Genomic DNA, 26,462 nt, shown 5'->3' on the forward strand with positions numbered 1-26,462 from the left:
CCCCGAGTGCCCTGGCTGTCCCGACTGCCCTGGTTACAGGGCCGCCTCGATCTCGTCTCGGGTCGCCTCCACCGCGGCACGCAGCGCGGCGACGTCGGGACCGGCGCGCAGGATGCTGCGGGAGGCCGCGGGGAGCAGCCACGACACGTCGGCGCCGTCGAAGATGCGCGCGAGGTCGGCCGGGGTCGCCCCCTGGGCGCCGAGTCCCGGCGACAGGATCGGGCCGCCCAGACCGCTCAGGTCCAGACCGTGCTCGCGGGTCGCACCGACCACGACGCCGACGGTGCCCGGACTCTGCGCGTTGACCGCCGCGCCCGCGTCGACGATCGTCTGCGCGACGGTGCCGTGGTCGGCGACGGCGGCGGTCTGCAGCGCTCCGCCGTCGGGGTTGGACGTGCGCGCCAGGGCGAACACCCCCCGATCGGTCGCCTGCGCCGCCGTCACAGCGGGAGAGAGCGATCCGAAGCCCAGGTACGGGGATACCGTGACGGCGTCACTGCACAACGGTGAGGCGTCGTCGAGCCATGCCGTGGTGTAGGCGGCCATCGTCGATCCGATGTCGCCCCGTTTGGCGTCGGCCAGGACGAGGGCGCCGACGTCCCGGCAGCCGGCGATCGTCTCCTCCAGCACCGCGAATCCGGCGGATCCGAACTGCTCGAAGAAGGCGACCTGGGGCTTCACCACGGCGGCGATCGGTGCGACACCCGCCACGCACGCCTGCGCGAAGGCGCGCAGGCCGTCCACCGACACCGGCAGACCCCACTCGGTCAGCAGTGCGGCGTGCGGGTCGATGCCCGCGCAGAGGCGGCCGCGCGCGGCGACCGCCTCCGTGTAGCGTGCACCGAAACTCACGCCCGACCCAGCATCTCGGCGTGGCGGCGCTGCAGCGAGGCCACACCCATCGACGCGCCGATGGCGGCCTCGATGCCCTGCACCGCGGCGCTCGCGCCCGGCACCGTGGTGATGCACGGGACCGTTGCGCCGATGGCCGCCGCGCGGATCTCGTAGCCGTCCACGCGGGGACCGGACGTGCCGTACGGCGTGTTGATGATCATGTCGACCTCGCCCGCCTTGATCTCGTCGACGACGGTCCGCCTGCCCTGTGCCGCCTCGGCGCCCTTGGCGACGGTGGTGACCTCGATACCGTTGCGCCGCAGGACGTCCGCGGTACCGGCGGTGGCCATGATCGAGAAGCCGAGATCGGACAGCCGCTTGATCGGGAGCAGGATCGACGCCTTGTCGCGGTCGGCGACGGACACGAACACGGTTCCGGAGGTCGGGAGTGCACCGCCCGCGCCCTCCTGCGACTTGGCGAACGCGCGTCCGAAGTCGGCGTCGATGCCCATCACCTCGCCGGTGGACTTCATCTCCGGCGACAGCAGCGAGTCGACGCCCGTGCCGTCGGCCCGACGGAAGCGGTTGAACGGCAGGACGGCCTCCTTGACGGCCACCGGGGCGCCCGCCGGGGTCGTCGACCCGTCACCGGTCGCCGGCAGGATGCCCTCGGTGCGGAGCTCGGCGATGCTGCGGCCCATCATGACGCGGGCACAGGCCTTCGCCAGTGGGACGGCCGTCGCCTTGGAGACGAACGGCACGGTGCGGCTGGCGCGCGGATTGGCCTCCAGGACGTACAGGACACCGTCGGCCAGGGCGTACTGGACGTTGAGGAGCCCGCGGACGCCGATGCCCTTCGCGAGCGCCAGCGTGGACGCGCGCACCTGCTCGATCTGCGCGGCGCCCAGCGTGATCGGCGGCAGAGTGCACGCCGAGTCGCCGGAGTGGATGCCCGCCTCCTCGATGTGCTCCATGATGCCGCCGATGTAGATGTCGGTGCCGTCGTAGAGGGCGTCGACGTCGATCTCGACGGCGCCTTCCAGGAAGCGGTCGACGAGCACCGGGCGGTCGTCGGAGATCTCGGTGGCGCGGGCGATGTAGGAGGCCAGGGCCTGCTCGTCGTAGACGATCTCCATACCGCGGCCGCCGAGGACGTACGACGGGCGCACCAGCACCGGATAGCCGATGTCCGCGGCGATGTCGCGTGCGCCGTCGAAGGTGGTCGCGGTGCCGAACTTGGGCGCGGGCAGACCGGCTTCGGTCAGGACGCGGCCGAACTCGCCGCGATCCTCGGCGAGGTCGATGGCCTCCGGGCTCGTGCCGACGATCGGCACACCCGCGGACTGCAGGCGGGCGGCCAGGCCGAGCGGGGTCTGTCCGCCGAGCTGCACGATGACGCCGACGACGGTGCCCGAGACGCTCTCGGCGTGGTACACCTCCATCACGTCCTCGAACGTCAGCGGTTCGAAGTACAGGCGGTCGGCGGTGTCGTAGTCGGTGGAGACCGTCTCCGGGTTGCAGTTGACCATCACGGTCTCGTAGCCGGCTTCGCTGAGCGTGAGGGCGGCGTGCACGCACGAGTAGTCGAACTCGATGCCCTGACCGATGCGGTTGGGGCCCGATCCGAGGATCAACACCTTGGGCCGTTCGGTCTGCGGGGCGATCTCGCTGGTCGCGGCCGGATCGATCTCGTACGCGCTGTAGTGGTACGGGGTCTTGGCCTCGAATTCGGCGGCGCACGTGTCGACCGTCTTGTAGACCGGGCGGACGCCGAGACCCACTCGCAGGGCGCGCGCCGCGTCCTCGTCGGCGAGATCGGCGCGCAGCGCCGCGATCTGGCGGTCCGACAGACCCGTCGTCTTCGCCACCCGCATCAGCTCCTCGTCGACGACGTCGGCATCACGGACCCGGTGGCCCACCTCGCGGACTCCGTCGATCTCGGCGAGGAACCACGGGTCGATCGCCGTGACCTCGTACAGCTTCTCGATCGACACCCCGGCCTCGAGTGCGAGCATCAGCTTGTACATGCGGCCATCGCGGGCCACCGCGATGTCGGCGAGCAACGCGTCGACGTCGAGCGTCGCCGGATCCGGGCGGTCGGCTTCGGTCCAGAATCCGGCCGCCTTGGTCTCCATGGAGCGCATCACCTTGCCGAAGGCCTCGGCGAAGCTGCGGCCCAGGCTCATCGCCTCGCCCACCGACTTCATCGTGGTGGTCAGCTCGTCGTCGGCGCCCGGGAACTTCTCGAACGCGAAACGGGGCGCCTTGACGACCACGTAGTCGAGCGTCGGCTCGAACGCCGCCGGGGTCACCTTGGTGATGTCGTTGGTGATCTCGTCGAGCGAGTAGCCGATGGCCAGTTTGGCGGCCATCTTCGCGATCGGGTATCCGGTGGCCTTGGAGGCCAGCGCCGACGACCGAGACACGCGCGGGTTCATCTCGATGACCACCAGGCGGCCGTCGCGCGGATCCTGCGCGAACTGGATGTTGCAGCCGCCGGTGTCGACGCCCACCTCTCGGATGATGTCGATCGAGAGGTCACGCATGATCTGGTACTCGCGGTCGGTGAGGGTCATCGCCGGGGCGACGGTCACCGAGTCGCCGGTGTGCACACCGACCGGGTCGACGTTCTCGATCGAGCAGACGACGACGACGTTGTCCTTGTTGTCGCGCATCAGCTCCAGCTCGTACTCCTTCCAACCGAGGATCGACTCCTCGATGAGTACGTTGGCGGTCGGCGAGGCCGCGAGGCCGCCGCCCGCGATGCGCTTGAGATCGGCGTCGTTGTACGCCATGCCCGAGCCGAGTCCGCCCATGGTGAACGACGGGCGCACGACCACCGGGAAGCCGAGCTCGTCGACGGTCGCGCGGACCTCGTCCATCGTGTAGCAGACGGCCGAGCGGGCGCTCTCGCCGCCGACCTTGGTGACGATGTCCTTGAACATCTGACGGTCTTCACCGCGCTGGATGGCGTCGAAGTCGGCACCGATGAGTTCGATGTCGTACTTCTCCAGGATACCGGCGTCGTGCAGACCGACGGCGGCGTTGAGCGCGGTCTGTCCGCCGAGGGTCGCGAGCACCGCGTCGATCGGGTGACCGCCGGCCGCTTCGGCCTGGATGACCTTCTCGATGTACGCGGGGCTGATCGGCTCGACATAGGTGGCGTCGGCGAACTCCGGGTCGGTCATGATGGTCGCCGGATTCGAGTTGACCAACGACACGCGCAGGCCCTCGGCCTTGAGAACGCGGCAAGCCTGGGTGCCCGAGTAGTCGAACTCGCAGGCCTGGCCGATGACGATCGGGCCGGACCCGATCACCAGGACGTGGGAGATGTCTGTACGACGGGGCATCAGGAACGGTTCCCTTCCATGGTCTGGACGAACTTGTCGAAGAGGTTGGCGGCGTCGTGCGGGCCGGACGCGGCCTCGGGGTGGTACTGAACGGAGAAGGCCTTGCCCGAGAGCAGTTCGACGCCTTCGACGACGCCGTCGTTGGCACACACGTGGGAGACGCGGGCGCGGCCGAGCGGGCTGTCGAACTCCTCGCCGGCCTCCCCCTCGAGGGCGAAGCCGTGGTTCTGCGAGGTGATGGCGATACGGCCCGTCGCCGTGTCCAGGACCGGGATGTTGATGCCGCGGTGACCGAACTTGAGCTTGTAGGTGCCGCGACCGAGGGCGCGGCCCAAGATCTGGTTGCCGAAGCAGATGCCGAAGGTCGGCAGCCCCGAGTCGACGATCTCGCTCGTGAGGGCGACGGCGGCGTCGGCCGTGGCGGGGTCGCCGGGACCGTTGGAGAGGAAGAATCCGTCCGGGTTCACCGCGCGGATGTCGTCGTAGGTCGCCGTCGACGGCAGAACATGCACTTCGACGCCTCGGGCGGCGAGCATGCGCGGAGTGTTGGCCTTGACGCCCATGTCCAGCGCGGCGACCCGCAATCTGGCCTGTCCGCCCGCTGCCTCGACGACGTACGGCTCGGCGGTGCTGACCTCGGCGGCGAGGTCGGCTCCGGCCATCGACGGCTGGGCGCGGACCGCGTCGAGCATCTCCTCGGTGGAGGCCAGTGCGTCGCCGGAGAAAATTCCCGCGCGCATCGAACCGTTCTCGCGCAGGATCCGGACCAGGGCTCGCGTGTCGATGCCCGCGATCGAGACGACGCTCTGATCGGCGAGTTCGCCTTCGAGGGTCGAGCCGGCGCGCCAGTTGGACACGCGGCGCGCCGGATTGCGGACCGCGTAGCCCGCGACCCAGATCTTGCCCGGATCATCGTGATCGATGAAGTCCGCCGACCAGGTCTGATAAGGCCCGCTCCCCGGCTCTCCCGGCACCCAGCGCACCGACGACCGCTTGCCGAGCAGGCTCTCGCTGTCTTCGGTGTTCCAGCCGGTGTTCCCGATCTGCGGCGCCGTGGCGACCACGATCTGGCGGTGGTAGCTCGGGTCGGTCAGCGTCTCCTGGTACCCGGTCATCGCGGTGCAGAACACCGCTTCCCCGAGTGTGCGGCCGGTGGCGCCGTACGCCAGTCCGGTGAACACCTGGCCGTTCTCCAGCACCAGTACTGCCTTGCTCATCTAGTCTTCCTTCTTTTTCGTGGTGCCGGACTCGCGTTCCGCCGCGTCGAGGTCGGCGAAAGCGCGTTCGGTGAGTTCTTCGTATGCGGCCACCCACTCGGGGTAGGCCGACTTGTCGTCGCCGCGCAGACCGGTGTCGATCTGGGTTCCGGTCGGCAGGGTCCACCGGATCACCAGGACGCCGTCGCGGCTCATGACCTTGCCCGCGAGCCCGTTCTCGGTGCGGACCGCGACGATCGACTCGCGCGGGATCCAGATCGGCGAGGCGCCCCGGCGGGTGAGGGCGATGCCCTCCTCGTAGTCGGTCAGTTCGGCCAGGGCGCGGTCGCCCTTGTCGCCGATGGCGATGCGATTCTGCCAGCTCGGCGCCAGCGTGCTGCCGACGTACAGGCCGGTGTGCGGTCCGCGGACCGGTTCGCCGAGCTCGGCGGGGAGATCGGGGAACTCCCCGACCGCCTCCTCCTGACGACGGCCCCGATTGCGCCAGCCGCGCAGGGCCAGCGCCACCAGAATCAGCCAGACGAACAGCGCGCCGAGCGCGATCAGCAGGTAGTACAGGGTGTTGCTCATGACCACTCTCCCACCGTGTCCGCCGCCGCTCGGCGTGCGGTGACTCGTCCGCGCAGGAGCGTCGCCCGCACGACGCCGGGCAGTGTCATCTCCTCGTACGGGGTGTTGCTCGACTTGCTGGCCAGTCCGTCGCCGCGCACCGTCCACTCCTGGTCGGGGTCGACGACGGTGAGGTTGGCCGGTTCGCCGACGGCGATCGGGCGGCCCTGGTCGTCGAGTCCGACGATCTCGGCGGGCCGTTCGCTCATCACCCGGGCCACCCCCCGCCAGTCGAGCAGACCGGGCACGAGCATGGTCTCGACGATCACCGACAGCGCCGTCTCCAGGTTCAGCATGCCCGGGCGGGCCTGGGAGAACTCGCAGCACTTCTCCTGGGAGGCGTGCGGCGCGTGATCGGTGGCGACGCAGTCGACGATCCCGTCGGCGAGCGCCCGACGCAGCGCGGCGACGTCGCTCGCCTCGCGCAGCGGCGGGTTGACCTTGTTGACGCCGTCGTAGGTCTCCAGGCGGGAATCGTCGAGCAGCAGGTGATGCGGGGTGACCTCGGCGGTGATGTCGATGCCCTGACTTCGCGCCCACCTGATCAGTTCGACGGTGCCCGCGGTGGACGCGTGCGCGATGTGCACTCGCGCCCCGGCGTCGCGAGCGAGCAGCGCGTCGCGAGCGACGATCGACTCCTCGGCGGCACGCGGCCACCCGGCCAGACCGAGCCGGGCGGCGGTCGGACCGTCGTGGGCGACGGCGCCGACGGTCAGTCGCGGATCCTCCGAGTGCTGGGAGATCAGGACGCCGAGCCCCCTCGAGTACTCGAGGGCGCGCTTCATCAGCACCGGATCGTGAACGCACTTCCCGTCGTCGCTGAACAGGCGGACCTTGGCGACGCCGTCGGCCATCATGCCCATCTCGGCGAGTTGCTCGCCGGCCAGACCGACGGTGACCGCGCCGACCGGATGCACGTCGACGAGGCCGATCTCCCTGCCGAGTCGCCACACCAGGTCGGTGATCGACGAGTTGTCGGCGACGGGCGCGGTGTTGGCCATCGCGAACACCGCCGTATAGCCGCCGCGCGCCGCGGCGAGCGATCCGGACGCGATGGTCTCGGTGTCCTCCCGGCCGGGTTCGCGCAGGTGAGCGTGCAGATCGACGAATCCGGGCAGCAGGACGCCGCCGCGACCGTCGACGATCTCGGCGCCCTCGGGCGCGTCGAGTCCGCTGCCGATCGCCGCGATGACGCCGTCGACGACCGCGACGTCCACCGGGTCGCCGTCACCGTAGGGCCGAACATTGGTAATCAGGGCCGAACCGGCGACGGTCACTACTTGTCTCCTTGAGATTCGATGGCGGTGTGGTGGGCGGGCGCGGCGTCCTCGGCGCCCGCGATGAGGCGGAACAGCACGGCCATGCGGACGTGCACTCCGTTGCGGACCTGTTCCAGGACGGTCGCCTGCGGGGTGTCGGCCACGTCGAAGCCGACCTCCATACCGCGCAGCATCGGCCCGGGATGGAGCATGACCGCGTGCTCGGGCAGCATCGCCATGCGCAGGTCCGAGAGTCCGTACCGCACCGAGTACTCGCGGCTGCTCGGGAAGAAGCCGCCGTTCATGCGCTCGGCCTGCACGCGCAGCATCATGACCGCGTCGGCGCCGGGCAGTTCGGAGTCGAGGTCGGTGGCCACGCGGACCGGCCAGGTGTCGACGCCGGTCGGCAGCAGGGTCGGCGGTGCGACGAGGACGACCTCGGCGCCCAGCGTCGACAGCAGCAGCGCGTTCGAGCGCGCCACCCGGGAGTGCAGGATGTCGCCGACGATCAGCACGCGTCGGCCGTCGAGTCCGCCGAGTCGCTGCCGGATCGTGTAGGCGTCGAGCAGGGCCTGCGTCGGGTGCTCGTGCATGCCGTCGCCCGCGTTGACGATCGACGGTCCGCTCTGCCCGGGGATCGACAGCACATCGCTGCCGTCGTTGGTCCACCGCGCGATCTGCGCCGCGGCGCCCGAGGCGGGATGCCGCACGACGAGGGCGTCCGCCCCCAGCGCGCGGAGCGTCTTGGCGGTGTCGCGCAGGGATTCGCCCTTGTTGACCGAGGAACTGGAGGCGCTGACGTTGATCGCGTCCGCGCTCATCCATTTGGCGGCGACCTCGAAGGAGACCCGGGTGCGCGTGGAGTTCTCGTAGAACACCGTCATCACGGTGCGGCCGCGCAGGGTCGGCAGCTTGCGGACCTCGCGTCCGGCGAGCGCCTGCTCGAAGCGCTGCGCCTCGTCGAGGACGTCGATCGCGTCGTCGCGCGAGAGGTCGGCGGCCGAGAGCAGGTGCTTCATCGGAGCACCACCTCATCGACGCCGTCGTGCTCGAGGAGGTGGACCTGCACGTCCTCGTCGCGGGCGGTCGGGATGTTCTTGCCGACGTAGTCGGCGCGCAGCGGCAGTTCGCGGTGTCCGCGATCGACCAGCACGGCCAGTTGCACCGCGGCCGGCCGGCCGAGATCGCGCAGCGCATCGAGTGCGGCGCGGACGGTGCGGCCGGAGAACAGGACGTCGTCGACGAGGATCACCAGCGCACCGTCGACCCCGCCCTCCGGGACCAGGGTCCGTTCGAGGGGCCGGTGCGGCTTATCGCGCAGATCGTCGCGGTAGAGCGTGATGTCGAGGTACCCGGTGGGCAGTCGCACATCGGTGAACTCGGCGATCTTCTCGGCGAGTCGACGGGCCAGCGACGTGCCCCGGGTGGGAATCCCGATCAGCAGCACCCGGCGAGCGGACGGCTCGTCCAGGGTGGTCTTCTCGATGATCTGGTGCGCCATGCGGGCCACCGTGCGTCCGACGTCCGAGGTGTCGAGCAGGACCCGCGGCTGCGGCTTGTTCTGGGCATCATCGACCGGCGGAGCCAAGCCGACCTCCTTCCCCGCCTCACAGGACGGTCCGTTAAAGGAATTTCGCTTGTCGAGAAGTCTACCCCCGCGTCAGCGGGCGCCGCGAGCGGGCCGGGCTTCGGCCCGCTCGCACGTCATTCCGCGGAGGCGGCGGCGCGGACCTGCGGGGCGAGTTCGGCCACGCGACCCAGCACACCGTTGACGAACGCGGGCGATTCGTCGGTGGAGAGCTCCTTGGCGAGTTTGACGGCCTCGTCGATGACGACGTTGATGTCGACCTCGTTGGAGTAGAGCAGTTCCCACACCGACAGGCGCAGGATCGCGCGGTCGACGGCCGGAAGCCTCTCCAGTGTCCAGTTCTGCAGATGCGAGGAGATGACGGCGTCGATCTGCGCCGCGTCCGCCGCGACCCCTTCGACGAGGGTGACCGTGTAGCCGGTCATCTCGCCGACGGCGTCGTGTTCGGCGAACCAGGCGCGGCGTTCGGCCACCAGCTGGGTCGCGGGGACCTCCTTGGCCTCCGCCTCGAACAGGATGTCGACCGCACGACCGCGCATGCGGTGGCGACCCTTGGCTTCACTCACTGGTAGTTCTCGTCACTCGTCGTCGTGGTGGGATGGGGATGGTCGTCGCGAGCCTGATCAGCCGTTGACGCGACCGAGGTAGTTGCCGTCGCGCGAGTCGATCTTCAGCTTGTCACCGGTGTTGATGAACAGCGGAACGGCGATCTCCGCGCCGGTCTCGACCGTGGCGGGCTTGGTGCCGCCGGTGGAGCGGTCGCCCTGCAGACCCGGGTCGGTGTGGGTCACTTCGAGCTCGATGGTGACCGGCAGTTCCACCGACAGGGGCTCGCCCTCGTGGGTGGAGACCTGCACGGTCATGTTCTCCAGGATGAAGCGCGCACCGTCGCCGACCACTTCGGGGGCGATGTTGATCTGCTCGAAGGTCTCGCCGTCCATGAAGACGAAGTCGGCGCCGTCCTTGTACAGGAAGGTCATGTCGCGGCGGTCGACGGTCGCGGTCTCGACCTTGACGCCCGCGTTGAAGGTCTTGTCGATGTTCTTCGCCGACGTCACGTTCTTGAGCTTGGTCCGGACGAAGGCCGGGCCCTTGCCGGGCTTCACATGCTGGAACTCGACGATCTGCCAGAGCTGGTTGTCCATCTTGAGAACGAGGCCGTTCTTGAAGTCTGCGGTCGTCGCCATGGATAGGTCTCCTCGGGGTTGTCGTGCAGGGCCGGTGGCCTGCCGGGCGGTTGGTTCTACAGGGCGGTCAGCGCCCGGGACGCGGTCGTCAGTGACCGGGGTCCGGCGTCGGTGACCACCAGGGTGTCCTCGATCCGCACGCCACCGCGTCCGGGAAGGTAGATACCCGGCTCCACAGTGACCGTTGCGCCGTCAGGCAGTGTACCGCTCGCGGCGGCTCCGATTCCCGGTGCTTCGTGGATCTGCAGGCCCACACCGTGTCCGAGACCGTGCACGTACCGCGGTCCGTACCCCGCATCGGCGATCACCGAGCGCGCCGCGGCGTCGATTCCGGCCAGATCGGCCCCCACGGCCAGCGCGTCGCGGCCCGCACGCTGGGCGGTCGCGACGACGTCGTAGATCTCCCGTTGCCAGTCGGCGGGCGACCCGAGGACGAAGGTCCGTGTCATATCCGAGTGATATCCGCCGACGACGGCCCCGAAATCGATCTTGACCAGGTCGCCGGTGGCGAGGACGGCGTCCGTCGGGCGATGGTGCGGCACGGCGGACCACTGTCCCGTCGCGACGATCGTCTCGAAGGCGATCGCGTCGGCGCCGAGGTCGAACATCGCCCACTCCAGATCGCGGGCCACCTGTCGTTCGGTGCGGCCGGGTGCGATGGCTCCGCGCGCGATCAACCGGGCCAGGGCGTCGTCGCCGATCCGGCAGGCGGACGTGATCAACTCCACTTCGTCGGGGTCCTTCGCGATGCGCAGACGCTCGACCGCGTCGCCGACGGGGACGATGCTCGATCCGGTCTCGGCGGCGAGGTCGACGAGGCGCCGGTAGTCGGCGACCGGCATCACGTGGCCCTCGATCGCGATGCGGGAGCCCGGCCGCACCGTGCCCGCGTAGCGCACCAGCTCCGCCGGGCAGTCGCGCACGATGATCGCCGTGAGGTCGGGGGTCTGCTCGGCGACCTGGGTGATGTAGCGGCCGTCGGTGCTGATCCGGTCGTCGGCCCGGTCGTCCCCGGTCCAGACGATCGCCGCACCGTTGCTGCCGGTGAATCCGGTCAGATACCGGAGATTGGTCGGATCGCTGACGACGATCGAGTCGGCCTCGCCCAGGCTCGCCGAGGCCGCGAGGGCGGTTCGACGAGCACTGTTGTGGTTACTCATCGGTATGTCTCCATTGTTGAACGTGTTCCAGACCGCTAGTGTGTTCGGCATGACTTCGTGGCTTCTTCGTGGCGTGGTGATGTCCATTGTGCAGATCGCGGCACGGTTCATCCTCGGCGCCTTCATCATCTCGTCGCCGCTGTCGAAGACGCCGGCCACGTGGGTGACGATCGCGATCGTGATCGTCGTCGCCATCGTCTGGGGCGGCATCGACGGCATCCGAGACGCCAAAGCCCACAGCGACCCCGACGACTACGAGGACCTGACCGTCCGTTGGCTCAAGGCCGGGCTGCTCGCCGGCTTCGTCTCGTGCCTGGTCAGCTACATCGTGGGCACCGCGGGCTGGCTCAACGGCATCGGACAGGCCTCGTTCCCGATCGAGATCATCGCGGGCACCTCGTTCGTCGCCCTGCTCGTGTTCGTCCCGGCGTTCTTCGGCGTGTCGATGGGACGCATCATCATCCGTCGCGAACAGCGCAAGGCCGAAGAGGCCGCCGAGGCGCAGACGACGCAGTTGCCCGTCGCGAGCTGACCGGACCGCACTGCTCCACCCCGACTCGTCTCGTCCGCCCCTGGGGCTCGTCCAACCCGGCGCTCGTCCAACCCCGGGGCTCGTCTACAGCAGGATCGCTCCCCCGCCCGTCGGCGCGTCCTTGGAGATCGCCGAGTAGGCGGCCGCGATGAGCGACGGGTCGGGCGCCTCCAGGCGTCCGGGCTTGGCCAGTCCGTCCAAGACGACGAAGCGCAGCATGCCCGAGCGGTTCTTCTTGTCGCCGGCCATCGTCGTGAGCAGGGCGCTGAGCGCATCGGCGTCGTACGACGTCGGGAGTCCGACGAGTTCGAGGATCGCGCGGTGCCGGTCGGCGGTCTCATCGTCCAGTCGTCCGGCCAGGCGTGCGAGCTCGGCGGCGAACACCATGCCGACCGAGACGGCCGCCCCGTGGCGCCACTTGTACTGTTCGCGCCGTTCGATCGCGTGCGCCAACGTGTGACCGTAGTTCAGGATCTCGCGCAGCGACGACTCCTTGAGGTCGGCCGAGACGACGTCGGCCTTGACCTGGATCGCACGACGGATGAGTTCGGGCAGTACGTCGCCCGCGGGGTCCAGTGCGGCTTCGGGGTCGGCTTCGACGAGATCGAGGATCACCGGATCGGCGATGAAGCCCGCCTTGATGACCTCGGCCATACCGGACACGACTTCGTTGCGCGGCACGGTCTCCAGGGTCGCCAGGTCGACGAGGACGGCGTCGGGTTCGTGGAACGAGCCGACGAGATTCTTACCCGCATCGGTGTTGATACCGGTCTTGCCGCCGACGGCCGCGTCGACCATGGCCAGCAGCGTGGTCGGGACGTGGATGACGCCGATTCCGCGCATCCAGGTGGCGGCCACGAATCCCGCGAGGTCGGTGGCGGCGCCGCCGCCGAGGCTGATCACCTTGTCGTTGCGCATCATGCCGATGCGCCCGAAGACCTCCCAGCAGAACGACGCCACCGACAGGTCCTTCCCCGCTTCGGCGTCCGGGATCTCGACGCGGTGAGCGTCGAATCCGCGTTCGGCGAGATACTCGCGGATCTGCTCCGCGGTGGCGCCGAGCGTCGGCTGGTACACGATGGTGATGCGATCGGCGCCCCGGGCCGCGGCGACGACGTCGTCGAGCAGACCTCGTCCGATGGTCACGTCATAGGGCGACGCGGCGCGGACGGCGACGGTGACCGGTTCGGTCATGAGTTCTCTCCTTGCAGCGGGGCGTCGGACGGACGGTACGGCGTCCATCCTGAATTCGGCAGTCCTTCGATGATCTCGGCGACGATCTGCGCGACCGGACGCGCCGCGTCGACGGTCTGCGCGGCCACCGCGCGGTAAGCGTCGACGCGCGAGGCCAGGATCGCGGCGTAGCGGGCGCGCGGGTCCGGATCGGCGAGCATGGGACGGTCGGAGCCGCTCACCCGCTCGTAGCCGTCGTCGGGGCCGATCTCCAGGTACACGACGTGGTGTCCGGTGAGCGCCTCACGGATCGCCGGAACGGTCGGTGATCCGCCCCCGAGGGCGACGATCCCCCGGGAGGTCGCCAGAACGTCGCGGACGGTGTCGGCCTCGATGGCGCGGAAACCGTCTTCGCCGTCGGCGGCGAAGATCTCCGGGATGGTGCGGCCCGCCCGTCGCTCGATCTCGGCGTCGGTGTCGACGAAGTCGAGACCGAGTGCACCGAGCGCACGACCGACGGTCGACTTTCCCGACCCCATGAATCCGGTGAGGACGACGGCCGGGCGGGACGTCACGGCCGCGGCGGGCGAGCGTTCACGCCGGCGAGGTAGGCCTGGACGTTCTGTCCGGTCTCGGTGACCGAGTCGCCGCCGAACTTCTCCAGAGCGGCCTGCGCGACGACGAGGGCGACCATCGCCTCGGCGACGACGCCCGCCGCGGGCACCGCGCACACGTCGCTGCGCTGGTGGATGGCGCTGGCCGTCTCGCCGGTGGTCATGTCCACGGTGGCGAGGGCGCGCGGCACCGTGGAGATCGGCTTCATCGCGATGCGAACGCGCAGATCCTCGCCGTTGGTCATACCGCCTTCCAGACCGCCTGCGCGGTTGGTGGAGCGCAGCACGCCGTCGGCGCCGGGCACCATCTCGTCGTGGGCCTGGCTTCCGCGGCGGCGGGCCGTCTCGAAGCCGTCGCCGACCTCCACGCCCTTGATGGCCTGAATGCCCATCAGCGCGGCGGCCAGGCGTGCGTCCAGGCGGGTCTCGCCGCTGACGTGCGAGCCGAGGCCGACGGGCACGCCGGTCGCGATCACCTCGACGACGCCGCCGAGCGTGTCGCCGTCGCGCTTGGCCGCCTCGATCTGGTCGATCATGGACGTCTCCGCGTCCTTGCCGAACGCGCGGACCGGGCTGGCGTCGATCGCGTCGAGGTCGCCTGCGCGCGGCGCGGGGCCCTCGTACGGTTCGCTGGCGCCGATCGAGATGATGTGCGAGACGATGTCGACGCCCAGCACCTGCTTGAGGAAGTTGCGGGCCACGGTGCCCGCGGTGACTCGCGCCGCGGTCTCCCGCGCGCTCGCGCGCTCGAGGATGGGGCGCGCGTCGTCGAAGCCGTACTTGAGCATGCCCGAGTAGTCGGCGTGTCCGGGCCGCGGGCGGGTCAGCGCAGCGTTGCGCGCGGTACCCGCGAGCTCATCGGCGTCGACGGGGTCGGCCGACATCACCTTCTCCCACTTGGGCCACTCGGTGTTGCCGATCTCGACGGCGATCGGGCCGCCGAGGGTCTTGCCGTGGCGCACGCCGCCGATCATCGTGACCTTGTCAGCCTCGAACTTCATGCGGGCGCCGCGACCGTAGCCCAGGCGACGCCGAGCCAATTGCTCGGCGATGTCGGCGGAGGTGACGTCCACCCCCGCGACCATTCCCTCGACCATGGCGACCAGGGCCGGTCCGTGTGATTCTCCGGCAGTTATCCAACGCAGCACGATTCGATTGTTCCAGAGTCAGGTCCAGGCGCCGAATTCCGGCTTGAGGATCGTGTTCACATCCACCTCTACGCCCCCGACTCGCGACTGCCCGGGCAGCTGGCGAAGATGCGCCGCCGGGTGCACGTAGCCGGCAGGCGTTCCCCATCCGTGCTGCCAGAAGCGGGTGGCCAGACCGAGCGACGCCGCCCGCTGGATGGTCGGCGCGTTGGCGTAGAGCCCCACTCGACCGGGGCCGACCACAGCGTTCCATCCCGCCAGATACGGTGCGATCCGCAGGTAGAACTGCTCGGCGCTCGGATCGTCGTCGATGGACGCGTAGATCGGCGCGGACACCGGTCCGCCCGCCTGACGGTGCAGCTCGTCGCCGCGCCGCGCGTGTTCGAGACCCGCGGCGAACCCGCCGAGCCAGTCGGCGGTCTCGGCCTTGCCGAACTGGTAGCAGGAGACCACCGCCAGCCCGGCGGCGCGCATCTGGTCGGCCTCGGCGCGCAGCAGTGGTTTACCGGTCATGAACTCGGCGCCCGGTCGGCGATCGGAGACGTAGCGGATCACTCCCCGATGTCCCGCGCCGCGCACGGCCGCGGCGGACGGCACTCCGACCGCGTAGTCGAGCAGAGTGCCCAGGCCCGGGTCGGCCGCGCCCGACGGCGGCAGCTCGGACGATCCGGCCGCGGCCGCCCGTCCCCCGCTCCGTCCGGCGACCGCGACTCCGGCTCCCGCCACCGCGGAGGCCAGGAACGTACGACGAGTGAGCGACATGGCGAGATCCGATCTGCTTGGCGACGCAACGATCGTACCTTCAGCCACGTGAGAACCAACAGTCACTTGAGTAACAGGAGAAACAGGTTCTCGGCGTGCCGCAGCAGTCAGATCATCCGTCAGATCATCGCCGCCGCGAGGACCGCGGCGGCCGCGCCCACCATCGCCGGACCGTGGACCGTCGTGCGCCGTCGCCGCGCGGCGGCGGCGATCAGCGACAGCACGGCCGCCCCGACCACCACGAGAAGGATCGCGGCGGGGTTCCCGACCGCCCCGCCGACCACCGCGGCGAGCTTGACGTCGCCCCCACCGCACGCCCCGCACACGAAGGCCACCGCGTACACGGCCGCGCACAGGGCCGCGGACGCCCCGACGGCGGGCTGGAACATCGCGACGATCGCGACGACGCCGATCGCCGGCATCGTCAGCGCGTTGGGTATGCGACCGGTCCGCGCGTCGACGACGGCGCATGCGAACGCGACGGCGAGGAGACCGATCGTCAGGACCACCATGCCCCGAGCATCGTCCCCGTCCGCTCACCTGCCAAGGGCGTTGTCCACAACCGGCGAGTAACCGGGACACCGAAGGCGATGCGGATGTCCGCGCGGGACGAACGGCCGCATCACGGACGGTGGCCGGGGTCCGTCGTCACGACGTCAGGCCGACGGCCGACGCCATCGCCGACTTCGGCGCGGGCCTGCCGGTGAACTGCTCCACCTGGCTGTAGGCCTGGTGCAGGAGCATCACGACACCGCCGACCACGGTGCCGCCGGCCTCGGCCACCGCGGTGGCGAGCGGAGTCGGCCACGGATCGTAGATCACGTCGACGAGCCGCCGTGACGCGGCGACCGCCGGGGCGAGAACCGCCGCCGCGGGTGCGGGCACGGTGGAGATCGTCACATCCGACGCCGCGCATTCGCCGCGGAGTTCGGCGGAGTCCTCGAAGCCGACGAGACGCGCGCGCACCGACAGGCGGTCGGCCAGATCGAGGACGCCCGCGGCTCGGCCCGCATCACGGGCGACCACCGCCACGTCCGTCACCCCGGCGGCGGCGAGCGCGGCCAGCGCGGGACGGGCGGTGCCGCCCGCCCCGATCACGACGGCGCGCGAGCACGGTCCGGCGAGGCCGGTCTCGGCCAACGCACCGGTCACGCCGTCGACGTCGGTGCAGTCGGCGCGCCACCCGTCGGCCGTGCGCACCAGGGTGTTCGCCGATCCGATCAGTTCGGCCCGCGGGGTGACGACGTCGGCGAACGCCAGTGCGGCCGATTTGCACGGCATGGTGACCGAGAAGCCGATCCACTCGTCGCCGCACCCGCGCACTCGATCCGCGAGTCCGTCCGCGGTCGTCTCCACCGCGTCGTAGGTCCACCCGGTGAGACCGAGGGCCGCGTAGGCGGCGCGGTGCAGCGCGGGCGACTTCGAATGCCCGATCGGCGACCCGAGCACGGCCGCCTTGCGGGCGCCGGGATCAGGCACAGCCGACCTTCAGGAACCCGTTGCGGCAGGCCACCTCTCGGTTCTGATTGTGCTTGGCGAAGGTGTTCGCGAACAGCGTGGTGCCGTTCTCGTCGACGGTCACGAAGTACAGCCATTTACCCGGTGCCGGACTCTCGGTGGCGCGCAGCGCACGATCGCCGACGGCTCCGATCGGGGTCGGCGGCAGACCCTCGTGCTTGTAGGTGTTCCACGGGTTGTCGCCGTCGTAGACGTCACCGTGCACGTCGTTCGCGCGCACGTCGGCGGTGTAGTTGGCCGTCGAGTCCATCTCGAGGCGCTGCCCCTTGTCGAGCCGGTTGAGCAGCACTCGCGCGACCTTCGGGAAGTCCTCGTCCTTGCGTGCCTCGGCCTCCACGATCGACGCGAGGATCAGCGTGTCGTACGGCGACCGCCCGGTGCTGTTGTCGCCCAGCAGACCCCACGCGGTGTACCGCGAGACGCTGCGGGTGATGAGTTCACGCAGGATCTGCGTCGCGTCCAGACGCGGGTCGACGTTCTCCCAGGCGCCCGACGCGATGAGTCCCTCGATGCGCCGATGATCGCCGGTGAGGGCCTGGACCTGCTTCGCGGCCCATGCGGGAACACCGAGGTCGGCGGGCGACGCGTCGGCCGCCGCCTTGTCCAGATCGGCGACGCTCACCCCGTACTTCGCGTCGTCGGTGGTGAAGGTCGTCGCCTTCGAGATCATCTCGAACACGCCCGGTCGGCTCTCACCGCCGGTGCTCTTGGTCGAGTCCAGCTGGAGGCCCTCGGGGACCACGATGCGTCCGACGCGCTTGTCCGTGCCGCTCATCATGTCCACGGCGGCCTTGGCCGACAGTCCCTTCGGCAGGTCGTAGAAGCCCGCGGGCACCCCCGGCCCGTTCTCCGCGGCGTCCACGAACGCCCGCTTGCTGCCGACAACACCCGCGTCGGCGAGCGTCTGACCGACGTCGCGGATGGCGGCGTCGGCGGGTACTTCGACCAGTACCGAACCCGAACCGGTCGTGCTGCTGTAGTCGGTGCGCGAGTCGAAGACGCCCAAGAACTTCAGACCGAGCCCGCCGACGACGAGGATCACGACCAGCACGACCAGACCGATGCCGAGCAGCAGCCGCTTGTTGCGACTGCGTTCGGGCATCGCCCCGCCGACCCCGTCCGGATCGTCGTCGAGGATGTCCGGTGGCGGCGCCGCATCGTCGCCGCCGACGTACAGCGGCTCCTCTGGGGCAGGCACCACCTGGATCTCTCGCGGGGCGCTGCCGATCTCCTCGGGAACGGGTTCGAGGACGTCGAAATCAGGGGTGAACTCCGGACCGGACTCGTGCCAGGGCTCGCCGGAGGCCGCATGGCGCGGCTCGGCCGCCGGAACCACCTCGATCGGTCCGGTCGTCGCCTCGGCGGGAACATCCGGCTCGACGCCGCGTCGCGGCACGGCGGTGCGCGGCGGCTCCGAGACTCGCGGCGGCTCTGACACTCGCGGCGGTTCTGGGGTGCGCGGCGGTTCTGGGGTGCGCGGCGGCTCGGGCGTCGGCTCCGGCGCACGATGCGCGGCTCGGTACCGCTCCTCCCACTTGGGTTCGGAGAACTGCATCGTCGGCTCCGCCGTGCTCCGGTAGCGGACCTCGAAGTACGGCGAGGCGCCGGCCGGCGGCTCCGGCGTCCGATACTCGATCGTCGGATCCGGTAAGGCGTTGTCCACGCGGACGATCGGAATGCTGCCCGTGGTCGTCGGGTCTCCCGGACCGCGGCGACGCCGATGCCGGTTGGCGGCCTGCGCGGAGGACGAGTCGGTGAAGAACCGTCGCGCATCGTCGTCACCCGGTCGGGATGTCCGGTCCTGATCACTCACGTCGGTCGTTCCTCCTCATAGGCGGGGCACACATCACCGTCTCCCGTCCAACCATCCCTGAAGAATAGCCACCGCGGCCGCCTGATCCACGACGGCGCGCGCATCCTTCGCCTTCACACCACTTGCCCGTAATGCCGCCGTCGCGGTGACTGTCGTCAGTCGTTCGTCGTAGAATTCGATCGGCACATCGCCGCCGGTCTCGCGCCCGGCCAGACCCGCCGCCAGCGCTTTTCCGAAGCCGCGCGCGGCCCTGACCGCGGGCCCCTCGGTGTTCGAGAGGGTACGGGGCAGACCCATGACCACGCCGATCGCCTCGTACTCGTCGATGATCTCGATGATGCGCGCGATGTCACTGCCGTCCTTGGCGCGGCGCACCGTCTCGACCGGCGTCGCCAGGATCCCGTCGGGATCGCACACGGCGACGCCGATGCGGACGCTGCCCACATCGATCGCCACTCGCCGCCCGCGAGGGGTGATCATCGGCCCCCGACGACGTCGGCCAGACGCACCAGCGCGGCGTCGACGCCCGCGGCATCGGTTCCCGAGCCCTGCGCCAGATCGGGCTTGCCGCCGCCGCGACCGGCCACCAGCGGCGCGATCTCCTTGACGACGTCACCCGCCTTGATGCCCGCCGCGCGTGCGGCGTCGGTGGTGCCGACCGCGAACGGGACCTTGTCGCCGTCCACGGAGAACAGGGCGACCACGGCGTTGCGGTCGGCCACCCGGCCGCGCAGGTCGGTGACCAGCGCACGCAGTCCGTTCGCGTCCACACCGTCGGCGACGCGACCGGCGACGACGAGGGTGTCGCCGACGGTGCGCGCCTGATCGATCAGACCGGACACGGCGGCCCGCGCCTGCTCCGCCTTGGCCGCCTCGACCGCCTTCTCGGCATCGCGAAGGCGGGCCACGAGCTGCTCGACCCGCCCCGGGACCTGATCGGAGGGCACCTTGAGCGAGGACGCCAACCCGGCCATCAACGCCCGTTCCTTGGACAGGTAGCGGAACGAGTCCATGCCGACGTACGCCTCGACGCGGCGTACGCCCGAACCGACCGACGACTCGCCGATCACCGTGATCGGGCCGACCTGCGCCGAACTGCCGACGTGCGTACCACCGCACAACTCCATGGAGAAGGGTCCACCGATCTCGACCACACGCACGCGGTCGCCGTAGTTCTCGCCGAAGAGCGCCATCGCACCCATCGCCTTGGCCTTGGCCAGTTCCGTTTCGAAGGTGTTGACCTGGTAGTTCGCCTCGACGGCCTCATTGGAGATCTGTTCGATCTGCGCGCGCTGCTCGTCGCTGAGCCCGGTGGCCGAATGGAAGTCGAAGCGCAGGTAGCCCGGCCGGTTCAGCGAACCGGCCTGGGTGGCGGTCGGACCGAGGATCTGTCGCAGCGCCGCACCGACCAGGTGGGTGCCCGAATGCCCCTGCGTGGCGCCGTGGCGCCAGCCCGCGTCGACGCTGGCCAGGACCTCGTCGCCTTCGGCGATCTCGCCCTCGTCGACGATCACGCGGTGCAGCCACACCTGCTTGCCGACCTTCTGCACGTCCTTGACCGAGAGCCGGACGCCGTCGGAGGTCGTGATGACGCCCTGGTCGGCCGTCTGGCCGCCGGCCTCGGCGTACAGCGGGCTGCGATCCAGGATCACTTCGAGTTCGGTGCCCGGGGCGGCCGAACGGACGCGTTCGCCGCCCGCCACCAGACCGAGGACACGGGCCTCGGAGACCAGTTCGTCGAAGCCGGTGAACACCGTGGGGCCGCGGTCGAGGAACTCGCGGTACACGGTCTGATCGGCGTGGGACGACTTGCGCGCGGTCGCGTCGGCCTTGGCGCGGCTGCGCTGGGCGGCCATGAGCTCGGCGAATCCGTCGCGGTCGACCTCCAGGCCCGCCTCGGACGCCATCTCCAGCGTCAGGTCGATCGGGAAGCCGTACGTGTCGTGCAGGGTGAACGCGTCGGTACCGCTGAGCTGCGTCCTGCCGTGTGCCTTCGTGGCGTCGGCGGCCTCGGAGAACAGCTTCGAACCGGCGGCCAGGGTCTTGGAGAAGCTCGCCTCCTCGCCCACCGCGACGGCGACGATGTGGGCGCGCTGCTGCTCCAGTTCCGGGTACGACGGGCTCATCAGATCGATGACGGCCTCCACGATGCGACCCATCGTCGGCTCGCTGGCGCCGAGCAGACGCATCGAGCGGACCACGCGGCGCAGCAGGCGGCGCAGCACGTATCCGCCGCCCTCGTTGGACGGGACCACGCCGTCGCCGATGAGCATCACCGAGGTGCGGGCATGGTCGGCGACCACGCGGAAGCGGACGTCGTCCTCGTGACGACCGGCGCTGTAGCTCCGGCCGCTGAGGTCGGCGGCCAGGTCGATGATCGGGCGGCACAGATCGGTCTCGTAGACGTTGTCGACGCCCTGCAGGATGCAGGCGACACGTTCGATCCCCATACCTGTGTCGATGTTCTTCTTCGGGAGCGCACCGAGGATCTCGTAGCCGTCCTTGCCGCCGCCCTCGCCCCGGATGCTCTCCATGAAGACGAGGTTCCAGATCTCGATGTAGCGATCCTCGTCGGCCTCCGGACCGCCTTCGACGCCGTACTCCGGTCCGCGGTCGTAGAAGATCTCCGAGCACGGGCCGCACGGTCCGGGCACGCCCATCGACCAGAAGTTGTCCTTCTGTCCGCGCCGTTGGATGCGCTCGGCGGGCACGCCGATCTCGTCGCGCCAGATGGCCTCGGCCTCGTCGTCGTCGAGGTAGACCGTCGGCCACAGGCGGGTCGGGTCGATGCCGTAGCCGCCCTCGGCGACCGGGTTCGTCAGCAGTGTCCACGCGAACGAGATGGCATCGCGTTTGAAATAGTCGCCGAAGGAGAAGTTGCCCGCCATCTGGAAGAACGTGTTGTGGCGGGTGGTGACACCGACCTCCTCGATGTCGAGGGTGCGCACGCATTTCTGGACGCTGGTGGCGCGCTCGTACGGCGGTGTCTGGTCGCCGAGGAAGTACGGCTTGAACGGCACCATGCCCGCGTTCACGAACAGCAGGTTCGGGTCGTCGACGATCAGCGATGCGCTGGGCACCTCGGTGTGTCCGGCCCGGATGAAATGGTCCAGGAAGCGCTTCCGGATGTCATGCGTCTGCACTGCGGGGTGTCCTTCGTCGAATTCGGGCGATGATTCACCGGCGAGTTTACCGGGGCGCGACCGTGGGCCTGCATCACAGTCGGCGGCTCGCGTGTCAGTTGCGGCGGCCGCGGCCCGCGATGCCGCGCACGATCGAGCGCAGCTTGCCCACGCGCGGGCCGAGTTCCCGCTCGAAACCGTGATCGGTGGGCTGATAGTAGTCCGCGCCCACCAGTCCGTCCGGCGGATACTGTTGGGGCAGAACACCGTCCGGATGATCGTGCGGGTACTTGTAGCCGACGGCGTTCCCCAGCTTCTTGGCGCCCGCATAGTGCCCGTCCCGCAGATGCGGGGGCACCGCGCCGACCTTGCCCGCCGAGATGTCCGCGACGGCCGCACCGAGCCCCGAGGTGACGGCGCCGGACTTCGGTGCGGTCGCGAGATGGATCGTCGCCTGCGCCAGTGCGAGCTGCGCCTCCGGCATGCCGACCATCTGAACGACGTGCCCGGCGGCGACGGCGGTCTGCAGCGCGGTGGGATCGGCCATGCCGATGTCCTCGCTCGCATGGATCATCAGACGCCGCGCGATGAACCGGGGGTCCTCCCCCGCCACGATCATCCGCGCCAGGTAGTGCAGAGCGGCGTCGACGTCGGATCCGCGAATCGATTTGATGAACGCGCTGGTCACATCGTAGTGCTGGTCGCCGGAGCGGTCGTAGCGGACGGCGGCGCGATCGATCGCGGCCTCCACGTCGGCGACGGAGACCACGGCGTCCGTCGCGCCGTCGGCGCTGGCCTCCAGCGCCGTCAGAGCGCGCCGGGCGTCGCCGCCGGACACCGCGACGAGGTGATCGAGGGCCTCCTCGGACAGTTCGACGGTGCCGTCGAGCCCGCGCGGATCGGTCGTGGCCCGCCGCAGCAGCGTCTTCACATCGTCGTCGGTGAGCGAGCGCAGGTGCAGGACGAGCGACCGGGACAGGAGCGGCGCGACCACGGAGAACGACGGGTTCTCGGTGGTCGCGGCCACCAGCAGCACGATGCGGTTCTCGACGGCGTCGAGCAGTGCGTCCTGCTGAGTCTTGGAGAAGCGGTGCACCTCGTCGATGAACAGGACCGTCTGCTCGCCGCCGACCAGACGACGGCGAGCGGCGTCGATCACCGCGCGGACCTCCTTGACGCCGGCCGACAGCGCCGACAGCGCCTCGAAGCTGCCGCCGGTGGCCTGGCTGATCAGCGAGGCCATCGTCGTCTTGCCGGTACCGGGCGGGCCGTACAGCATCACCGAGGAGCCGCCGGATCCGGCGATGAGCCGCCGCAACGGCGACCGCTCGCCCAGCAGATGGTCCTGCCCGACCACCTCGTCGAGCGAGGTGGGACGCATCCGGACGGCCAGCGGCGCGGACGGCGCGGGGGTCGTCGGCGCCGACCGACGTGCAGTTCCGACATCGTCGAAGAGGCTGTCCTCGGTCACCGGGAACTCACTCGAACCAGAGGCGGCGCAGCGCCCGCTCCATGCTGCGGGCCACCTCGCCGACCACCTGGACGTCCTCGGCGCCGACCGAATCGTCGACCGTGTCCGCGAGATCGGCCCAGCGCATGGTCACCACGCGCGGATCGGAGGTGTGCAGGGCCCAATCGTGTCCGGACGTGTCGGACTCGAGCATCCAGTAGGTGCCCAACCACGCCCAGAGGGTGCACGCGGTGATCAGGCGTGTGTGCAGCGTCCGGTCGTCCGAGAGCGCGGGCCACAGCGGCGACGCCTCCGACCGCCAGGCGTCGATCAGCGCCGACTCCAGTTCCACGCGGCGAGTCGACGCCTGATCCGACAACGCGGCCGGGAACGTCGTCAGCGCATACGCGACGTCGAGTGCGGCATCGCGGAAGGCGCCCCACTCGTAGTCCATGAACTGCACGCCGTCGTCGTTGATCAGGATGTTCTCCGGACCGACGTCCGACGGACTGAACGCGCGGAACCGGCTGTCGCTGAACAGTTCGAGTCCCGCGGAGAGGACGTCGCCGAACTCGCCGGGGACGTCGATGCCCACCTCCGCGGCGACCTCGTCGGCGCGCCGCACCGAGGCCGCGGCCTCCCGACCGATGCCCGCCGCGAGGGCGTCGGCGTCCGGGCGTCGGCCGCCGCGACCGGACACGCGCAGCAAGGCTCTGAAGTCGTCCTCGCCGCCGTAGGTGGCGGCGTGCATCCGACCGAGCGCCTGGCCCCACGCGCTGACACCGCGTCGGACCTCGTCGACGTCGGGTGAGGCGAGCTGGTCGAGCATGCCGCGACCGTTGCCGAGGTCGGTCAGGACCAGGATCCGCGTGTCGAGATCGGATGCCAGCAGTTGCGGTCCCGGCCGAGACGCGGTCGGGAGGGCGGTCGCGTAACGGTACGACGCGATCTCGCGCAGCACCTGTGCGGACTCGGAGTTGTCGTCGAAGGCCTTCACCACCAGCGTCCGGTCCAGGGAGACGGGGTTGTCGGCGACCCGGACGCGCAGCACCGTGCTGCGTCCGGAGCCGCCGAGGTCTTCGGGGTCGTCGATGCGGACGGAGGCACCGGCTCGACGCGTCAGGATGTCCTGCGTCGCGTCGAGCACGGCATCGATCCGATCGTGTGCCACTAGGGTCATGTTCAGATCAGGCGCCGGACGCCTGTCCCTCCTGAGCTGCCACCGAGCTCTCGTCCCGCTTCTTGACGGCGGGTCTGGCGTCGATACCCGACTCCTTGCGCTGCGCCGCGGTGATCGGCGCGGGCGCATCGGTGAGCGGGTCGACGCCGCCGCCGGACTTCGGGAAGGCGATCACTTCGCGGATCGACGACTCGCCGGCGAGCAGCGAGGTGATGCGGTCCCAGCCGAAGGCGATGCCGCCGTGCGGCGGTGCGCCGTAGGCGAAGGCGTCCAGCAGGAAGCCGAACTTCTCCTGCGCCTCCTCTTCGCTGATGCCCATGATCGCGAAGACACGTTCCTGAACGTCACGTCGGTGGATGCGGATCGATCCGCCGCCGATCTCGTTGCCGTTGCACACGATGTCGTAGGCGTAGGCGACGGCCGCGCCCGGATCGGCCTCGAGGTCCTCGAGACACTCCGGCTTGGGCGAGGTGAACGCGTGGTGCACGGCGGTCCAGGCTCCGGAGCCGACGGCGACGTCGCCCGCCTCCACGGCGTCGCCCGCCGGTTCGAACATCGGCGCGTCGACGACCCAGGTGAACGCCCAGTCGCCGTCGTTGATGAGGCCGAGCTTGTTCGCGATCTCGCCGCGCGCGGCGCCCAGGAGCGCACGCGAGGACTTGACGGCGCCCGCCGCGAAGAAGATCGCGTCGCCGGGCCGCGCCCCGACGTGGGCGACGATGCCGTCGCGCTCGGCGTCGGAGATGTTCTTGGCGACCGGCCCGGTCAGCGAGCCGTCCTCCTGGACCAGGATGTAGGCCAGCCCCTTGGCGCCGCGCTGTTTGGCCCACTCCTGCCAGGCGTCGAGCTGGCGGCGCGGCTGCGAGGCGCCGCCCTCCATGACGACGGCGCCCACGTACGGAGCCTGGAACACGCGGAACGGCGAGTCGGCGAAGAACTCGGTGCACTCCACCAGCTCGATGCCGAAGCGGAGGTCGGGCTTGTCGGAGCCGTAGCGCGCCATGGCGTCCGCGTAGGTCATCCGCGGGATCGGGGTGGTGATCTCGTACCCGATCAGCTTCCACAGCGCCACCAGGATCTCCTCGGCGAGGGCGATCACGTCGTCCTCGTCGACGAAGCTCATCTCGATGTCGAGCTGGGTGAACTCGGGCTGGCGGTCTGCCCGGAAGTCCTCGTCGCGGTAGCAGCGCGCGATCTGGTAGTAGCGCTCCATACCCGCCACCATGAGCAGCTGCTTGAACAGCTGCGGGCTCTGCGGCAGAGCGTAGAAGCTGCCCGGCTGCAGGCGCGCGGGCACCAGGAAGTCGCGGGCGCCCTCGGGCGTCGAGCGGGTCAGCGTCGGGGTCTCGATCTCGACGAAGTCGTGACCGCCGAGCACCTCGCGGGCCGCGGCGCTCACTTTGGAGCGCAGCCGGATCGCCTTGGCCGGACCCTCGCGTCGCAGATCGAGGTACCGGTGGCGCAGACGCGCCTCCTCGCCGGGCTGCTCGTCGAGCTGGAACGGCAGCGGCGCCGACTCGTTCAGGACGACGAGTTCACGGGCGTTGAGCTCGACGGCGCCGGACGCGAGGGCAGTGTTCTCGCTGCCGTCGGGACGGACCTCGATCTCGCCGGTCACCTGCACGCAGAACTCGGCACGGAGCTTATGGGCGGCCTCGGCCACCTTCTCGTCGCGGAACACCACCTGGACCAGGCCCGAGGAGTCGCGGAGGTCGATGAAGACGACCCCGCCGTGGTCGCGTCGACGAGCCACCCAACCGGCTACGGTGACAGTCTGCGAGGCGTTCTCGCGGCGCAACGATCCGGCGAAATGCGTGCGGAGCACTGGGTTCCTTCCTGATAAGGACAAGATGATCTCGACCCAGTCTACGGTCCGGTCCCGACAAAGCGACACCTGGATCGACTGTCTGTGCGACAGTCCCCCGATCCGCCGTGGGCACCGGATA

The 26,462-nt window shown here is 70.0% G+C and carries 23 protein-coding genes; 1 reads left to right on the forward strand and 22 read right to left on the reverse strand.

The features are described from left to right. Positions 1-33: 33 nt before the first annotated feature. From pyrF to BKA16_RS15135, 10 genes are all read right to left on the reverse strand, one after another. On the reverse strand, positions 34-852 hold the full coding sequence (pyrF, locus tag BKA16_RS15090) for an orotidine-5'-phosphate decarboxylase (protein ID WP_183371465.1): 819 nt from the start codon (positions 850-852) through the stop codon (positions 34-36). Further along, positions 849-4,184, reverse strand: a complete 3,336-nt coding sequence (carB, locus tag BKA16_RS15095) for a carbamoyl-phosphate synthase large subunit (RefSeq protein WP_183371466.1) — start codon at positions 4,182-4,184, stop codon at positions 849-851. Before carB ends, pyrF begins: the two co-directional genes overlap by 4 nt. Further along, on the reverse strand, positions 4,184-5,401 hold the full coding sequence (carA, locus tag BKA16_RS15100; RefSeq protein ID WP_183371467.1) for a glutamine-hydrolyzing carbamoyl-phosphate synthase small subunit: 1,218 nt from the start codon (positions 5,399-5,401) through the stop codon (positions 4,184-4,186). The genes carB and carA overlap by 1 nt, the downstream gene beginning before the upstream one ends. Further along, a complete protein-coding gene (locus BKA16_RS15105; RefSeq protein WP_183371468.1) occupies positions 5,402-5,971 on the reverse strand; it encodes a PH-like domain-containing protein in 570 nt (189 codons plus the stop codon). It lies immediately after the preceding gene. Further along, on the reverse strand, positions 5,968-7,287 hold the full coding sequence (locus tag BKA16_RS15110) for a dihydroorotase (RefSeq protein ID WP_183371469.1): 1,320 nt from the start codon (positions 7,285-7,287) through the stop codon (positions 5,968-5,970). The genes BKA16_RS15105 and BKA16_RS15110 overlap by 4 nt, the downstream gene beginning before the upstream one ends. Further along, the gene (locus BKA16_RS15115) at positions 7,287-8,288 is read right to left on the reverse strand and encodes an aspartate carbamoyltransferase catalytic subunit (protein ID WP_183371470.1); all 1,002 of its coding nucleotides are present in this window, start codon (positions 8,286-8,288) and stop codon (positions 7,287-7,289) included. Before BKA16_RS15115 ends, BKA16_RS15110 begins: the two co-directional genes overlap by 1 nt. Continuing rightward, on the reverse strand, positions 8,285-8,857 hold the full coding sequence (gene pyrR / locus BKA16_RS15120) for a bifunctional pyr operon transcriptional regulator/uracil phosphoribosyltransferase PyrR (protein WP_183371471.1): 573 nt from the start codon (positions 8,855-8,857) through the stop codon (positions 8,285-8,287). Before pyrR ends, BKA16_RS15115 begins: the two co-directional genes overlap by 4 nt. Before the next feature lie 116 nt (positions 8,858-8,973). Continuing rightward, on the reverse strand, positions 8,974-9,423 hold the full coding sequence (nusB, locus tag BKA16_RS15125; protein WP_382427528.1) for a transcription antitermination factor NusB: 450 nt from the start codon (positions 9,421-9,423) through the stop codon (positions 8,974-8,976). Positions 9,424-9,480: 57 nt separating this feature from the next. Next, on the reverse strand, positions 9,481-10,044 hold the full coding sequence (gene efp, locus BKA16_RS15130) for an elongation factor P (RefSeq protein WP_183371472.1): 564 nt from the start codon (positions 10,042-10,044) through the stop codon (positions 9,481-9,483). A gap of 56 nt (positions 10,045-10,100) precedes the next feature. After that, entirely contained in the window at positions 10,101-11,204 is a 1,104-nt protein-coding gene (locus tag BKA16_RS15135) for an aminopeptidase P family protein (protein ID WP_183371473.1), read from the reverse strand. A 49-nt stretch (positions 11,205-11,253) separates the two neighbouring features. On the opposite strand from BKA16_RS15135, the gene BKA16_RS15140 reads away from it, so the two are divergent. Next, a complete protein-coding gene (locus tag BKA16_RS15140) occupies positions 11,254-11,736 on the forward strand; it encodes a B-4DMT family transporter (protein WP_183371474.1) in 483 nt (160 codons plus the stop codon). A gap of 84 nt (positions 11,737-11,820) precedes the next feature. Here the strand turns inward: BKA16_RS15140 and aroB are convergent, their stop codons facing one another. The 12 genes from aroB to aspS form a co-directional block, all read right to left on the reverse strand. Continuing rightward, complete coding sequence (aroB, locus tag BKA16_RS15145; RefSeq protein ID WP_183371475.1) at positions 11,821-12,930, reverse strand: 3-dehydroquinate synthase; 1,110 nt, start codon at positions 12,928-12,930, stop codon at positions 11,821-11,823. Further along, positions 12,927-13,448 carry a shikimate kinase gene (locus BKA16_RS15150; RefSeq protein WP_183373097.1) on the reverse strand — a complete coding sequence of 174 codons (522 nt, stop codon included), beginning with the start codon at positions 13,446-13,448 and terminating at the stop codon, positions 12,927-12,929. Before BKA16_RS15150 ends, aroB begins: the two co-directional genes overlap by 4 nt. Before the next feature lie 32 nt (positions 13,449-13,480). Continuing rightward, a complete protein-coding gene (aroC, locus tag BKA16_RS15155) occupies positions 13,481-14,671 on the reverse strand; it encodes a chorismate synthase (protein ID WP_343067443.1) in 1,191 nt (396 codons plus the stop codon). Positions 14,672-14,689: 18 nt separating this feature from the next. Further along, complete coding sequence (locus tag BKA16_RS15160) at positions 14,690-15,433, reverse strand: DUF1906 domain-containing protein (RefSeq protein ID WP_183371476.1); 744 nt, start codon at positions 15,431-15,433, stop codon at positions 14,690-14,692. Between the two features lie 119 nt (positions 15,434-15,552). Continuing rightward, positions 15,553-15,945: a prepilin peptidase gene (locus BKA16_RS15165; protein WP_183371477.1), complete on the reverse strand. Its 393-nt coding sequence runs from the start codon at positions 15,943-15,945 to the stop codon at positions 15,553-15,555. A gap of 136 nt (positions 15,946-16,081) precedes the next feature. Beyond that, positions 16,082-16,912, reverse strand: a complete 831-nt coding sequence (locus BKA16_RS15170; protein ID WP_183371478.1) for a shikimate dehydrogenase — start codon at positions 16,910-16,912, stop codon at positions 16,082-16,084. Then, positions 16,905-18,764 (reverse strand): endolytic transglycosylase MltG, encoded by a 1,860-nt coding sequence (mltG, locus tag BKA16_RS24195; RefSeq protein ID WP_183371479.1) that lies wholly within the window; start codon positions 18,762-18,764, stop codon positions 16,905-16,907. The genes BKA16_RS15170 and mltG overlap by 8 nt, the downstream gene beginning before the upstream one ends. A 33-nt stretch (positions 18,765-18,797) precedes the next feature. After that, a complete protein-coding gene (gene ruvX / locus BKA16_RS15180) occupies positions 18,798-19,244 on the reverse strand; it encodes a Holliday junction resolvase RuvX (RefSeq protein WP_183371480.1) in 447 nt (148 codons plus the stop codon). Continuing rightward, complete coding sequence (gene alaS / locus BKA16_RS15185) at positions 19,241-21,907, reverse strand: alanine--tRNA ligase (protein WP_183371481.1); 2,667 nt, start codon at positions 21,905-21,907, stop codon at positions 19,241-19,243. Before alaS ends, ruvX begins: the two co-directional genes overlap by 4 nt. Before the next feature lie 94 nt (positions 21,908-22,001). Continuing rightward, the gene (locus BKA16_RS15190) at positions 22,002-23,357 is read right to left on the reverse strand and encodes a replication-associated recombination protein A (protein WP_343067444.1); all 1,356 of its coding nucleotides are present in this window, start codon (positions 23,355-23,357) and stop codon (positions 22,002-22,004) included. 7 nt (positions 23,358-23,364) lie between these two features. Beyond that, positions 23,365-24,516 carry a protein kinase family protein gene (locus tag BKA16_RS15195; RefSeq protein WP_183371482.1) on the reverse strand — a complete coding sequence of 384 codons (1,152 nt, stop codon included), beginning with the start codon at positions 24,514-24,516 and terminating at the stop codon, positions 23,365-23,367. Between the two features lie 7 nt (positions 24,517-24,523). Then, positions 24,524-26,341 carry an aspartate--tRNA ligase gene (aspS, locus tag BKA16_RS15200; RefSeq protein ID WP_183371483.1) on the reverse strand — a complete coding sequence of 606 codons (1,818 nt, stop codon included), beginning with the start codon at positions 26,339-26,341 and terminating at the stop codon, positions 24,524-24,526. Between the last annotated feature and the right edge of the window lie 121 nt (positions 26,342-26,462).

The sequence above is a fragment of the Gordonia humi genome (genome assembly GCF_014197435.1).
GTDB lineage: Bacteria > Actinomycetota > Actinomycetes > Mycobacteriales > Mycobacteriaceae > Gordonia > Gordonia humi.